The following is a 12,177-nucleotide window of genomic DNA, read 5'->3' on the forward strand; positions in this document are numbered from 1 at the left end:
TCAGTCGCGCCGGCTCAGGAGCCTGGATTCCATTTCCAGACGATGCCGGAGACGTTGACGGGCTTCGGGATCAGGCCGAGCTTTGCGAAACGGTCGGCGACCGCCTGCTGGCTTGCGATGATCTCGGCATCCAGCGGCACCACGCGGAAGTTTGAGCGACCCACGAAGCGCCTGACGGCCTCGATGTCGACGCCGGTTGCGTCCGCCTGCGCTTTGGCGACGTCCTCGTGGTGTTCGTTGGCCCAGACGCCTTCGGAGGCGAAGGTGCTGTTGAGCTTCGCCACCAGCGAAGGATATTTATCAACGAAATCCGTGTTAGCGACGTAGAACGCATTCGGCTTGTGCACGTCCTTGTCGAAAGCGATGACCCGCGCCTTCTCCTTCAGCTCGGCGAGCGCGAGATAGGGATCCCAGATCGACCAGGCATCGACCGAACCCTTGATGAAGGCGGCGGTCGCATCGGCAGGTGCGAGCGGCGCCGGCGTGATGTCGGACCAGGATAGGCCGGCCTTTTCGAGCGCGGCGACCAATAGATTATGCGCGCTGGATCCCTTGCCGAAGGCGACGCGTTTGCCCTTGAGATCAGCGAGCGTCTTGATGGCCGAATCCTTCGGCACGATGATCGCCTGGGTGTTGCCTTCCGATTTCACCGCAGCGACGTAGCGGATCTTGGCGCCGCCGGCCTGCGCGAAGATCGGCGGGGAGTCGCCGACATAGCCGAAATCGACGCTGCCGACATTGATGGCCTCCAGCAGCGGCGGACCGAACTGGAAGTCGATCCACTTGATCTCGATGCCGAGCGGCCTGAAGGCGTTCTCCAGCGTCTGGCGCTGCCGCACCGCCGGGAAGAAGCCGCCCTTCTGCGTGCCGATGCGGATTTCCGCCGGCTTGTCCTCGGCGTGCGCGGGCGCAGCCAGGGCCGTCGCAAGCAACAGCGTCGTTGCCAGAATGTGTCGTCGGGTGATCATGACGCGGGTCCTTTCGATTGGATCAGTTGGGGAAAGAGTTGCGAGCTCGCGCGGCCGCTCCGCTCGGAGAAGACGGCACGGGCGGCGCGCTCGGCCTCGCGGGCCGAACGGAACTGGCGGCCTTCGAGGCTGTCGAACAGGCGCTCGGAGGAGAAAAAGCGGAAGCCGCGCTCATCGCGCGTGATGATGCCGGCGGCGCGGTCCTGGATCTCGATGATGTAGGCGTTCGACTGGGTCTGGGACATGACTGCTCATTCGCCGGAAGTTCGGCGTTCCTGTCTTTGGATTTCCGATGTGAGGTGCTGCTAGGAGACGGTCAGCAACAACAACAGGCGCCCGTCGCCGCCGAGAAACAGCGCCGCGTCATGCACGCATGCATGTCGTTCTGATTGCGCTGGTGATCGGTTTTCATAGTGCGGCTTCAGGCTCGAGGAGCAGTTTCGATGTCTCGAATATCGAGCGATCGGCACGATTGGTCAATGAAATGGCTATCCAAATTTACGGCGCGCGCGCTCGGGCGCTTCTCCCGCTGCAAGCACTGACAGACGGATTCATCTCGCGATGAGTTCAACACGCGCAAGCAGCGGGCGTGATACGCTCCCAAGGCCAATGATATGGGAGGTTCCAGGCATGGCGGATACTCTGAAGGGGCGCACGGCGCTCGTCACCGGCGGCTCGCGCGGAATCGGCGCCGCTGTCTGTCGTGCGTTGGCCGAAGCAGGCGCGTCGGTGGCGATCAACTGCCGCGAGAGAATCGGCCAGGCCGAGCAGCTGGCGGGCGAGATCGGCAAGCAGGGCGGCCGCGCCATCGTCGTTGCCGCCGACGTCTCGCAAGCCGAGGCCGTGGCCGGAATGGTCGAGCGCGTCACGGCCGGGCTCGGGCCGATCGACATCCTCGTCAACAATGCCGGTATCGCCATCACGCGCGGCGTCGACGATCTCACCGAGGACGATTTCGACCGCACCATCCTGGTCAACCTGAAATCCGCTTTCCTGTGCACGCAGGCGGTGCTGCCGTCGATGCGCGCGCGGACATGGGGCCGCATCGTCAACATCTCCTCAGGCGCCGCGCGCGGTGCCGGCTCGATCGGCCCGCACTACAATGCATCGAAGGCCGGCCTGGAAGGCCTGACGCGAGGCTATGCGGCGCGGCTGGTGAAGGACGGCATCACCGTCAACGCGGTGGCGCCCTCGCTGATCGAGACCGACATGATGAGCAGCCAGCCCCAGCTCGTCACCCGCATCCCGCTCGGCCGCTTCGGCACGGCGGACGAGGTGGCGAAGGCCGTGATGCTGCTGGTCGACAACGCCTACATGACCGGACAGACCATCGCGCTGAGCGGCGGGATGGCGTTTAATTGAGTGATGGCTCTTACCTCTCCCCGCTTGCGGGGAGAGGGAGACGAGAGAGCGCACCTGCTCACCACATCGTCGCCGCCGCCCGTTCGGGCCAAGCGCGATCGTACTCCGCGCCACCGACCTTGTTGTCACTCATCTCCGCAAGGATCTGTCCCGGAGTCGGCAGCGTTTTCGGATCGACGCGCTTGTCGAGATTCCAGAGGTCGGAGCGGACGATGGCGCGGGCGCATTGGAAGTAGATCTCGTCCACGTTCATCACCATGACGCTGCGCGGCGCCTTGCCTTCGACCTTGAACGAGGCGAGCAGCTCCGGATCGATGGAGAGATGCGCGCGGCCGTTCGCCCGCACCGCATTGCCCGAGCCCGGGATCAGGAACATCAGCGACACCCTGGGGTCGCGCACGATGTTCCGCAAGGAATCAACCCGGTTGTTGCCGCGGCGGTCCGGCAACATCAGCGTCTTGGAATCGTGGATACGGACGAAGCCGGGCAGATCGCCGCGCGGCGAGCAGTCGATGCCCTCGGGTCCGATGGTGGCGAGCGCGGCGAACGGCGCCTTCTCGATGAAGATGCTGTAGAGCGGGGTGACGTGGTCGGCAACTTTGACGGTCGAGGCATCGTTCGTGACGCCGTAGATGGCCTCCAGCTGCTCGACCGTTTCAATCACCGTCATTCCACTCTCTCCTTGCTGTTGCCAGCAACTAGTCTTGCCAGCCTTCATTCCTGATCACGCGTCCCAGCTGGCGGCCGTGGTAGTCCGCGCTGCCGGCATTGACGATGGTGACGTCCGCGTGCGCCGACGCATCATCGACGCTGCGCGACAGCCGCTCGGCGATGCTGCCATCGCTTGTCCGGGCGCGCGCAGCAAGCCGCTGCGCCAATACGTCCGGCGGCGCCGTGATCGCGACCACCACGACGTTGGCATAGGCCTGGCGCAAGGCGGCGATCACGGTGCGTGAGACGTTGACGACGATGGTGCGGCCGGCGCGGATGTCGTCGTTGATCTCGAGCGGCAGCGCATAGGAATGCCCATGCGCCTCCCAGTGCACGGCAAAGTCGCCGTGCTCGCACGCACGGCGGAATTCGTCGGGGCTGACCGCGATATTGTCTTCATCGGCCGAGGACGCCCGCGTCACGATGCGGCGCGGGAAGACGATGTCGGGGTCCTCGCTGCAGGCGGCCTGCGCCAGCCGCAACAGCGTGTCCTTGCCGGCGCCGCTGGGGCCGACCACGAGCACGAGCCGGCCGGAGCCGATCGCACCCGTCTCGCCTTCGCCCGTGGTCGCCATCTCGCTCATGCGACGCGGTGTCCTTCGCGCCAGACGCTGCGGACCACGGGAACGTGGCCTGCGACATGGACGCGGATCAGATCGGCGCGCTTGCCGGTCGCGACCTCGCCGCGGTCGGTGAGGCCGACCGCTTCGGCGGGCGCTTTCGTCACGGTGCGGACCGCGGCAGGAAGGCTGATCGCGGGCACATGCTCGGGCAATTGCAACGCGGCCATCAAAAGGCTCGACGGAATGTAATCCGACGACAGGATGTCGAGCAGGCCTTCGCGGGCGAGATCGACCGCCGCGATGTTGCCGGAGTGCGAGCCGCCGCGCACTACGTTCGGCGCGCCCATCAGGATGTCGATGCCGGCCTGGTGCAGGCCGCGCGCGGCCTCCAGCGTGGTCGGGAATTCCGCGACCGAGACGCGGTCACGCACGGCGTCCGCGACGTTCTCCTCGGTGGTGTCGTCGTGGCTCGCCAGCGGAATGTTGTACTCATGCGCCAGCGCCACGATCTCGCGCATGTTGGCCGCGGCATAGAGCCTCTGATACTCGAAGCGCTTTGCGAACAGCTCGTCGAGCTCGGCATCGGTCTTGCCGCCGCCCTTGCCGCGGTAATAGTCGCGCAGCTTGACCTCGTCGCGGAACTGGCGCTGGCCCGGCGTGTGGTCCATCAGCGACATCAGCTTGACGTCGGGACGGTCGATCAGCTCCTTGGCCTCCTCGACCACGCTCGGCATCGGGATCTCGCAGCGCAGATGCAGGAAGTGATCGGCGCGCAGCAGGTTGGCCTCGCGCGCGGTGGTGATCGCGGCGGCGAGCACGCCGGCGCGGCCATCGACCTCCTCGGCGCCGTCCTCGCGCCAGACCCGGAGCGAATCGAACACGGTGGTGATGCCCGAGGTCGCAAGCTGGCCGTCATAGGAGATGACGGCGGCGACCGGATTCCAGAACACTTTTGGCCGCGGCACGTAATGCGCCTCGAGATGGTCGGTGTGGAGCTCGATCAGGCCGGGCATGATCAGATCGCCGCCGGCATCCTCGGCACCCGCGGGCGCAGTCCCCTCGCCGATCTCCGCAATGCGGCCGTCGGCAAGCGCGAGCCAGCCCTGCTCGATCACCCGGTCAGCCAGCACGATCCTGGCGTTGGCGATCACGGATTCCTTCTTCATTTCCCCATTCCTTCAGGCCGCGGCGGCAAAGCCGGTGACGTCGACGATGCGGTCGGCAATCAAATGACGGATTTCGTCGTCATGGACAATGGCGACCATGGCGACGCCCTGACGTTTCTTTTCAGCGACCAGCTCCACCACCACGGCGCGATTGGCTGCATCGAGCGAGGCGGTCGGTTCGTCCAGCAGCAGGATCGGCAGATCCGAGATGAAGCCGCGGGCGATGTTCACGCGTTGCTGCTCGCCGCCGGAGAAGGTCGCGGGCGGCAGCTGCCAGAGCCGCTCGGGAATGTTGAGGCGGCGCAGCAGCTCGCCGGCGCGCGCCTGTGCCTCAGTCCGGCTCATCCCGTTCACGATCAACGGCTCCGCCACGACGTCGATGGTCGCAACCCGCGGCACGGCCCGCAAGAACTGGCTGACATAGCCGATGGTGGAGCGGCGGATGTTGAGCACCTGCCGCGGCTCGGCGGTGGCAAGATCGACCACGGCGCCGCGATGGCGGATGCCGATGCGGCCGCTGTCGCAGCGGTAATTGCCGAAGATCATCTTCAGGATCGACGATTTGCCGGCGCCCGACGGACCCGACAGCACCACGCACTCGCCGGGATTGACGTGGAAGGTCACGCCGCGCACCACCGGCAGCTCGATGCCGCCCTGCAGGTGCATCGTGAAGGTCTTTTGCGCATCGGCAATGTCGATCATGGCGGGCATCGGAGGGCTCATGTTGTAAAGATCATGGCGGCAGGATCGAGGAGACCAGCAGCTGGGTATAGGGCTCGCGCGGATCGTCGAGAACCTGATCGGTGAGACCGGTCTCGATGACGCGGCCGCCTTTCATCACCATCACGCGGTGCGACAAGAGGCGCGCCACCGCGAGATCGTGGGTGACGATGACGACGGCGAGGTTCAGCTCGGCGACGAGGCTGCGCAGGAGATCGAGCAGGCGCGCCTGCACCGACACGTCAAGGCCGCCGGTCGGCTCGTCCATGAACACGAGCCGCGGCTCGGTGACGAGGTTGCGGGCGATCTGGAGGCGCTGGCGCATGCCGCCGGAATAGGTGCGCGGCGCATCGTCGATGCGCGCGACGTCGATCTCGACGCGTGTCAGCCAATCCGACGCGGTCTCACGGATGCGGCCGTAGTGATTCCACCCCACCGCCATCAGCCGCTCGCCGACATTGGCGCCGGCCGACACCGCCATGCGCAGCCCCTGCGCGGGATCCTGATGCACGAATCCCCAATCGGTGCGGAACAGGAAGCGCCGTTCGGCCTCGCCCAGCGTCGTGAGATCGCGGGTGACGCCGTCACGAATCCGGTAGGAGACGTGCCCCGCGCTCGGCGCGAGCTGGCCCGACAGCATTTGCAGCAGCGTCGACTTGCCCGAGCCGGATTCGCCGACGATCGCCAGCACCTCGCCGGGATAGAGCGAGAACGAGACGTCGCGGCAGGCATTGATGCGGCCGAACGACTTGCTGAGGGATTTTGCGACCAGCAGCGGCTCGTCGTTCTCGATCAAATTCTGATCAGCCATTCGCGGCCTCCTGCGCCTTCTCCTTGTACGGCGCGGCACTGAGGCTGCCGTGATGGCCGGCAGCCTGGCGGCCCTCGCAATAATCGGTATCCGAGCACACGAACATGCGCCCGCCCTTGTCGTCGGTGACGATCTCGTCGAGATAGGAATTCTCCGCGCCACAGAGCGCGCAAGGGGCGTTGAAGCGGTAGGGCTCGAACGGGTGGTCCTCGAAATCGAGCGACACCACCTGCGTATAGGGCGGGATCGCGTAGATGCGCTTCTCGCGGCCGGCGCCGAACAATTGCAGCGCCGGGCAATTGTCCATCTTGGGATTGTCGAATTTCGGCGTCGGCGACGGATCCATCACATAGCGCGCGTTGACCTTCACCGGATAGGCGTAGGCGGTGGCGATATGGCCGAAGCGGGCGATGTCTTCGTAGAGCTTCACATGCATCAGGCCGTATTCGGCCAGCGCGTGCATGCGCCGCGTCTCGGTCTCGCGCGGCTCGAGGAAGCGCAGGGGCTCGGGGATCGGCACCTGATAGACCAGGACCTGGTTGGCACGCAGCGCCGTCTCCGGGATGCGATGGCGGGTCTGGATCACCGTGGCATCCTCCGTCGCCGTCGTCGTCGCAACGCCGGCGGTCTTGGCGAAGAACTTGCGGATCGAGATCGCATTGGTGGTGTCGTCGGAGCCCTGGTCGATCACCTTCAGCACGTCGGCGGGACCGAGGATCGCGGCCGTGACCTGCACGCCGCCGGTGCCCCAGCCATAGGGCATCGGCATCTCGCGGCTGGCGAACGGCACCTGATAGCCGGGAATGGCGATCGCCTTCAGGATCGCGCGGCGGATCATCCGCTTGGTCTGCTCGTCGAGATAGGCGAAATTGTAGGCCGGCGCGTTCATTCCGCGGCCTCCTTCATGGCATCTTGGGTATTGGCGTCGGCGAACGCTTCGGAGAACTCCTGGCGCAGCTTGCGCAAGAGGCCGAGCTCGGATTGGAAATCGACATAGTGCGGCAGCTTCAGGTGCTCGACGAAGCCGGTCGCCTGGACATTGTCCGAATGCGACATCACGAATTCCTCGTCCTGCGCCGGGGCCAGCGCCTCCTCGCCGAGCTCACGGGCGCGCAATGCGCGATCGACCAGCGCCATCGACATGGTCTTGCGCTCGCTCTGGCCGAAGGCGAGGCCATAGCCGCGGGTGAAGCACGGCGCTTCCGTCGCCGAGCCCTTGAACTGGTTGACCATCTGGCACTCCGTGAGCTCGATCGCGCCGAGCGGCACGGCAAAGCCGACGTCTTCCGCGAGGAATTCGACCTCGACCTCGCCGAAGCGGATCTCGCCGACGAAGGGATGGTTGCGGCCGTAGCCGCGCTGGGTGGAATAGCCCATCGCGAGCAGAAAGCCTTCGTCACCGCGCGCAAGGTTCTGCAGGCGCAAATCACGGTCCGCGGGGAAATTCAGCGGCTCGCGGGTGAGATCGCCGACGCTGGCGCCGTCCTCAGCTTCCGGCGATGATTCGATCAGCCCGTCGCGCCCGAGAATGTCTGTCACGCGCGGCGTCGGCGCGGTGGAGGCTTCGGCCGCAGCCGGCCTCTCTGGCACAAAACCTTGGGCGAGCGATGGATCGAGCAGGCGGTGCGTGTAGTCGAAGGTCGGCCCCAGGATCTGGCCGCCGGGAATGTCCTTGAAGGTCGCCGACACCCGCCGCTGCACCCGCATGGCGCCGGTGTCGACGGGCTCGCTGACGCCGAAACGCGGCAGCGTGGCGCGGAAGGCGCGCACCAGGAAGATCGCCTCGATCAAATCGCCGCGGGCCTGCTTGATCGCAAGCGACGCGAGCTCGCGGTCATAGAGCGAGCCTTCGCTCATGACGCGATCGACAGCGAGGCCAAGCTGCTCCGAGATCTGATCGAGCGAGATTTCCGCAACGCTCTGGTCGCCGCGCCGCTTATGCGCGAGCAGGCGATGGGCGTTCTCGATGGCGCGTTCGCCGCCTTTGACTGCGACATACATGCTTCTAGCTTCCCTTGCTCACGATTCGCGTGGTGCGGGGGATCGCGACCACGGCGTCATCGGCGACCAGCACCACATCTATGCCGCGCGGAAACAGCGCTTCGTTCATCTGCAGGCGCTCGAACAGGTCGAAAGGCTTGATCGACGCCTGCAGCGTGGCGACTCCGTCGATGCCGGGGCCGCGCAGCTCAAAGCTGCGCCCGGCGGCGAGGCTGTCGACCTGGATGATCACCGTGGTCGAGCGGTCCGGATACTCGCTGGTGCCGAGCGCGAAGGATTCGAACGAGGGCAAGGCGCCGCCGTCACTGATGAGCGCGAACGAAGCGACCGACGAATCCTGCACAACCGGCGCGCCAGTGTGGAACTTGAGCCACTTCGTCACGTCCGCGCTTTCCGCCATCCGTGCGTCGAGCCAGAGCGGCGTGTCGTGGTCGAACAGCGTCAGCGCGATCGCGGCGGTGCCGCGCATCATCGTATCAGGCGCGCCCGCCATCGGCACGATGCGCTGGACCGAGCCCGGCCGCGCCATGGCGTCCATGACCGAGCGAAAGGTCGATTGCGCCGACAGCACCTTGTCGGCGAAACCCGGCGGCAGCTCCGCAATCGTGGTCATGATCTCACCCCTCACCGCGCACCATGGTGTAGAAATCAACCTTCGTCGCGGCGGCCGCTGCCGCCGCCTGCTTGCGACTGACCATGAGCTGCTCGCGCAACGGCGCGATAATTTCGCGCTCCACCGCTCCGCCGAAATCGCGGGACTGCACCAGCGCATCGCACAGCGCGATCAGACGCGCCTTCTCACCGTCGCGGCCGAGCGTGTAGCCGAACCCGACCTCGCCGCTCGCAAGCCGCACCGCGGCGCGCGACACCGTCGCTTCGCCGAGATTGAACGGCGCACCATCGCCGCCGACCCGGCCGCGCAGCATGACGAGGCCGTTCTCGGGCGTGCGCAGATCCTGATGGTCCGGGAGGGCCAAGTTGCGGAGGCGAGCGGCGATCTCGCCCGCCTCCGCGTGCGCCAGCACCGCCATTGCGGCCTTGCGCTGGGCTTGCTGGTCGTTGTGCTGGGTCACCTGGTCCATCGAACCTTCTACAGAACTTGCCGCGCCGAAGTTGTCTATGATAATAGACAACTTCATACGGACGCGCCATGACTGTTTCGTGACAATGCTGTGATTTCTGGAGTAGGTTTCCCGCGACATGAGCATGCAGGACACAGCCTCGTCGGGCGTCGCGCTATGGCGCCTCGTGGCCGATGGCATCGAGCGCGGCATCGCCGACGGCCGCTTTGCGGCCGGCGACAAATTGCCGGGCGAGATGGAGATCGCCGAGACCTATCGCGTCAACCGCCACACCGTGCGGCGCGCGCTGGCAGCGCTTGCCGAGCGCGGCCTGGTGCGCGCCGAGCGCGGCAGCGGAACCTATGTCGAGGCCCAGAAGCTCGCTTATCCCCTGCGCTCGCGCACGCGCTTCTCCGAGATCGTCGGCGCCGATGGCCGCGAGCCGCACGGCCGGCTGATCGAGGCGACCAACGACGTCGCAACGCGCGAGCTCGCACGGGAGCTGGGATTAAGGACCGGCGCACCCCTGGTGCGGATCGAAGCGATTCGCCTCGCCGACCGCACGCCGATCTGTGTTTCTACCACCTGGCTCTCGGCTGACCTGTTCCCGGATGCAGGCGCCGTGTTCGCGGCGACGCGCTCGATGACGAAGCTGCTGGAGCATTTCGGCGTCCGCGACTATCGCCGTGGCGCAACGAGGATCACCGCAGGGATTGTCGATGCGAGCGACGCCGCACGGCTCGATCTGGCGCTGGGGCGGCCGATCCTGGTGGTCGACGCCACCGACCATGATCTCACGGGCAAGCCGCTGGTGACGAAGCACTCGCGCTTTGCGGCAGAACGTGTGGAGTTCTTGGTGGAGAACGGTTAGATCAGAGCGTTTTCCAGCGAAGCATGCCCTCGGACTTGATCCGACGTGGAAACGGTGTGCGTCGAGAAAACGCGTCAAAACAAGAAGCCAGAGTTCCGTTCCGATTCAATCGGAATGGATAAGGCTCCAGCACGACGTTAGGCGACCGTCCGCTTGCCGATAATCGCGAAGCGCAGCTTGCCGGAAATCCAGTCGATCGACGATACCGTTATCAGGATCAGCAGGATCAGAAACGATACCTTCTGCCATTCCAGCACCCGGATCTGTTCGGCAAGCTGAAGGCCAATGCCGCCAGCGCCAACGATTCCGATGATCGTCGCCGATCGCGTGTTCGACTCGAAATAGTAGAGCACCTGGCTCAGCAAGACCGGGAATACCTGCGGCAGCAATCCGAACCGGACGCTGTGGAAATGGTTGCCGCCCGATGACCGAACGCCTTCCGCGGGGTTCTTGTCGGCGACCTCGATCGCTTCCGAGAACAGCTTGCCGAACGTTCCGAAATCGCTGCAGATCACGGCCAGGATGCCGGCAAACGGCCCCAGCCCCACGACACCGACCCAGATCAGTGCCCAGATCAAGGTATCGACTCCACGGATGGTATCGAGGCCACGACGCGTCAATACGCGGATGATCCGGCTTGCAACCACGTTGCGCGCCGCCAGCAGGGATACCGGCAGCGCGAGCAGCGCGCCGCCCAGCGTGCCGAGAAACGCGATCGACACCGTCTCTCCGAGCGCATGCAGATATTTCAGAACCTCCGCCCAAGAACCCGGATTGGGCGGCAACATGAGCTGGACGAATTCGCCCAGCCTGACCATGCCTTGGGAGAGCCGGTTAAAGGGAATATCGAGCTGGACGATCCCGAACAGGAACAGCCCGACCGCCCCGCCGACGAGTATTGCGATCCTTCCCCGCTGCCACCAATCGGTCCGGAAGACGTCGGGATACCGTTCGGCAATGCCGGCCCGGTTTTCAAAACTGAAGGAGCTCATCGGGTGCTTCCCTCCAGCCCGAGCAGGCGGTGTCGCAACCGTTCCGTCAGGAAGTCGATCAACATGACGGTAAGGACGATGAGCAACAGGATGGCGCTGACGTCGGTGAAGTAGAACTTGCGAACCGCCTCGATCAGATCCTGGCCGATCCCGCCGGCGCCGACGAAGCCCATCACGGCAGCGCCACGCACGTTGATCTCGAACCTGAGCAAGGCATAGCTCACGAAGTTCGAAAGGACTTGAGGCAACGCGCCGAACCGAACAACCTGAACCCAACTGCCCCCGCTTGCCGCCACCCCTTCGACCGGCTTGCTGTCGATGTTCTCGACAACCTCGGCGAACTGCTTGCCCAACGCTCCGGCGGTATGGATTGCAATGGCCAGAACGCCCGGCAGCGGCCCGAGACCAAAGGCCAGCACGAAGATCAGGGCAAACACGATCTCCGGCACGGTCCTGAAAAATTCCAGGACGCGCCGGGTGACGAAAACAGTCGTTCCTGATTTCACGAGATTGGCCGAGGCGAGGAAGCAAAGTGCGAAACCGCACAGCGCACCCGAGAGGGTGCCCATATATGCGATCAGCAACGTATCCCCGAGAAGCCGTGTCCAGCGCGGCAACCCCCACAGCCAGTCCGCCAAATCGCTCCATGCGGTCGCGAACGAAAATTTGGGTGCGATGCTGACGAAATAGGCCGGGAAGCGCCAGAAGTTCTCGACAAAATTTCCAAGACTGACCTCGCCCATCCAGCCCGCGGCAATAGCAACGGCGATCAGGACGGCGGCACCGAGCCATACGCGCCGGCGCTTGGCGGCAATTGCAGCCGCATAGCGATCGGCAAGCTCACGCAGCCTGGCTTCCGGGAATTCGGGAACTGCTGTTCGCATGGGATGTTCGGAAGAGCCGACGGCCAGATCGTGCGATCTGCCCGTCTTGTCCAACCCTTCGTTTCCC

General features: G+C 65.2%; 15 protein-coding genes. 2 read left to right on the forward strand and 13 right to left on the reverse strand.

The window, feature by feature from the left end; genetic code table 11:
* Window positions 1-14 precede the first annotated feature (14 nt).
* A complete protein-coding gene (locus ABIA40_RS27125) occupies window positions 15-968 on the reverse strand; it encodes an aliphatic sulfonate ABC transporter substrate-binding protein (RefSeq protein ID WP_404544175.1) in 954 nt (317 codons plus the stop codon).
* Window positions 965-1,213, reverse strand: coding sequence for a hypothetical protein (locus tag ABIA40_RS27130; RefSeq protein ID WP_404544177.1), 249 nt, complete (start codon window positions 1,211-1,213; stop codon window positions 965-967). The genes ABIA40_RS27125 and ABIA40_RS27130 overlap by 4 nt, the downstream gene beginning before the upstream one ends.
* A gap of 385 nt (window positions 1,214-1,598) precedes the next feature.
* Between ABIA40_RS27130 and ABIA40_RS27135 the strand changes: the two genes are divergently transcribed.
* On the forward strand, window positions 1,599-2,330 hold the full coding sequence (locus ABIA40_RS27135) for an SDR family NAD(P)-dependent oxidoreductase (RefSeq protein WP_275507936.1): 732 nt from the start codon (window positions 1,599-1,601) through the stop codon (window positions 2,328-2,330).
* A 58-nt stretch (window positions 2,331-2,388) separates the two neighbouring features.
* Here the strand turns inward: ABIA40_RS27135 and ABIA40_RS27140 are convergent, their stop codons facing one another.
* The 9 genes from ABIA40_RS27140 to phnG are packed head-to-tail and all read right to left on the reverse strand — an operon-like array spanning window position 2,389 to window position 9,384.
* Window positions 2,389-3,000, reverse strand: coding sequence for a pyridoxamine 5'-phosphate oxidase family protein (locus tag ABIA40_RS27140; protein WP_404544180.1), 612 nt, complete (start codon window positions 2,998-3,000; stop codon window positions 2,389-2,391).
* A gap of 28 nt (window positions 3,001-3,028) precedes the next feature.
* Window positions 3,029-3,625: a phosphonate metabolism protein/1,5-bisphosphokinase (PRPP-forming) PhnN gene (phnN, locus tag ABIA40_RS27145; protein ID WP_404544182.1), complete on the reverse strand. Its 597-nt coding sequence runs from the start codon at window positions 3,623-3,625 to the stop codon at window positions 3,029-3,031.
* A complete protein-coding gene (locus ABIA40_RS27150; RefSeq protein ID WP_128264913.1) occupies window positions 3,622-4,770 on the reverse strand; it encodes an alpha-D-ribose 1-methylphosphonate 5-triphosphate diphosphatase in 1,149 nt (382 codons plus the stop codon). The genes phnN and ABIA40_RS27150 overlap by 4 nt, the downstream gene beginning before the upstream one ends.
* Window positions 4,771-4,782: 12 nt before the next feature.
* Entirely contained in the window at window positions 4,783-5,481 is a 699-nt protein-coding gene (gene phnL, locus ABIA40_RS27155; RefSeq protein ID WP_404544184.1) for a phosphonate C-P lyase system protein PhnL, read from the reverse strand.
* A gap of 22 nt (window positions 5,482-5,503) precedes the next feature.
* Window positions 5,504-6,301: a phosphonate C-P lyase system protein PhnK gene (gene phnK / locus ABIA40_RS27160; RefSeq protein ID WP_404544186.1), complete on the reverse strand. Its 798-nt coding sequence runs from the start codon at window positions 6,299-6,301 to the stop codon at window positions 5,504-5,506.
* Window positions 6,294-7,190: an alpha-D-ribose 1-methylphosphonate 5-phosphate C-P-lyase PhnJ gene (locus ABIA40_RS27165; protein WP_404544188.1), complete on the reverse strand. Its 897-nt coding sequence runs from the start codon at window positions 7,188-7,190 to the stop codon at window positions 6,294-6,296. Before ABIA40_RS27165 ends, phnK begins: the two co-directional genes overlap by 8 nt.
* Window positions 7,187-8,302, reverse strand: coding sequence for a carbon-phosphorus lyase complex subunit PhnI (locus ABIA40_RS27170; RefSeq protein WP_404544190.1), 1,116 nt, complete (start codon window positions 8,300-8,302; stop codon window positions 7,187-7,189). Before ABIA40_RS27170 ends, ABIA40_RS27165 begins: the two co-directional genes overlap by 4 nt.
* A gap of 4 nt (window positions 8,303-8,306) precedes the next feature.
* Window positions 8,307-8,915, reverse strand: a complete 609-nt coding sequence (gene phnH / locus ABIA40_RS27175; RefSeq protein ID WP_404544192.1) for a phosphonate C-P lyase system protein PhnH — start codon at window positions 8,913-8,915, stop codon at window positions 8,307-8,309.
* 4 nt (window positions 8,916-8,919) lie between these two features.
* Window positions 8,920-9,384 (reverse strand): phosphonate C-P lyase system protein PhnG, encoded by a 465-nt coding sequence (gene phnG / locus ABIA40_RS27180; RefSeq protein ID WP_404544194.1) that lies wholly within the window; start codon window positions 9,382-9,384, stop codon window positions 8,920-8,922.
* A gap of 118 nt (window positions 9,385-9,502) precedes the next feature.
* Between phnG and phnF the strand changes: the two genes are divergently transcribed.
* The gene (gene phnF, locus ABIA40_RS27185; protein ID WP_404544196.1) at window positions 9,503-10,234 is read left to right on the forward strand and encodes a phosphonate metabolism transcriptional regulator PhnF; all 732 of its coding nucleotides are present in this window, start codon (window positions 9,503-9,505) and stop codon (window positions 10,232-10,234) included.
* Window positions 10,235-10,371: 137 nt separating this feature from the next.
* On the opposite strand, the gene phnE (ABIA40_RS27190) is transcribed toward phnF, so the two are convergent.
* Together phnE (ABIA40_RS27190) and phnE (ABIA40_RS27195) are read right to left on the reverse strand one after the other, a co-directional pair.
* A complete protein-coding gene (phnE, locus tag ABIA40_RS27190; RefSeq protein WP_157283297.1) occupies window positions 10,372-11,226 on the reverse strand; it encodes a phosphonate ABC transporter, permease protein PhnE in 855 nt (284 codons plus the stop codon).
* A complete protein-coding gene (gene phnE, locus ABIA40_RS27195) occupies window positions 11,223-12,110 on the reverse strand; it encodes a phosphonate ABC transporter, permease protein PhnE (RefSeq protein ID WP_271539820.1) in 888 nt (295 codons plus the stop codon). The genes phnE (ABIA40_RS27190) and phnE (ABIA40_RS27195) overlap by 4 nt, the downstream gene beginning before the upstream one ends.
* Window positions 12,111-12,177: the final 67 nt, after the last annotated feature.

The sequence above is a fragment of the Bradyrhizobium sp. USDA 223 genome (assembly GCF_044909005.1).
In the GTDB taxonomy this organism is placed as follows: Bacteria; Pseudomonadota; Alphaproteobacteria; order Rhizobiales; family Xanthobacteraceae; genus Bradyrhizobium; species Bradyrhizobium yuanmingense.

Coding starts and splice junctions, on each gene's coding strand:
- ABIA40_RS27135 (WP_275507936.1), top strand. CDS start 1,599: ATGGCGGATACTCTGAAGGGGCGCACGGCGCTCGTCACCGGCGGCTCG.
- ABIA40_RS27130 (WP_404544177.1), bottom strand. CDS start 1,213: ATGTCCCAGACCCAGTCGAACGCCTACATCATCGAGATCCAGGACCGC.
- phnF (WP_404544196.1), top strand. CDS start 9,503: ATGAGCATGCAGGACACAGCCTCGTCGGGCGTCGCGCTATGGCGCCTC.
- phnE (WP_271539820.1), bottom strand. CDS start 12,110: ATGCGAACAGCAGTTCCCGAATTCCCGGAAGCCAGGCTGCGTGAGCTT.
- ABIA40_RS27125 (WP_404544175.1), bottom strand. CDS start 968: ATGATCACCCGACGACACATTCTGGCAACGACGCTGTTGCTTGCGACG.
- phnL (WP_404544184.1), bottom strand. CDS start 5,481: ATGCCCGCCATGATCGACATTGCCGATGCGCAAAAGACCTTCACGATG.
- ABIA40_RS27170 (WP_404544190.1), bottom strand. CDS start 8,302: ATGTATGTCGCAGTCAAAGGCGGCGAACGCGCCATCGAGAACGCCCAT.
- ABIA40_RS27150 (WP_128264913.1), bottom strand. CDS start 4,770: ATGAAGAAGGAATCCGTGATCGCCAACGCCAGGATCGTGCTGGCTGAC.
- ABIA40_RS27140 (WP_404544180.1), bottom strand. CDS start 3,000: ATGACGGTGATTGAAACGGTCGAGCAGCTGGAGGCCATCTACGGCGTC.
- phnG (WP_404544194.1), bottom strand. CDS start 9,384: ATGGACCAGGTGACCCAGCACAACGACCAGCAAGCCCAGCGCAAGGCC.
- phnE (WP_157283297.1), bottom strand. CDS start 11,226: ATGAGCTCCTTCAGTTTTGAAAACCGGGCCGGCATTGCCGAACGGTAT.
- phnN (WP_404544182.1), bottom strand. CDS start 3,625: ATGAGCGAGATGGCGACCACGGGCGAAGGCGAGACGGGTGCGATCGGC.
- phnH (WP_404544192.1), bottom strand. CDS start 8,915: ATGACCACGATTGCGGAGCTGCCGCCGGGTTTCGCCGACAAGGTGCTG.
- phnK (WP_404544186.1), bottom strand. CDS start 6,301: ATGGCTGATCAGAATTTGATCGAGAACGACGAGCCGCTGCTGGTCGCA.
- ABIA40_RS27165 (WP_404544188.1), bottom strand. CDS start 7,190: ATGAACGCGCCGGCCTACAATTTCGCCTATCTCGACGAGCAGACCAAG.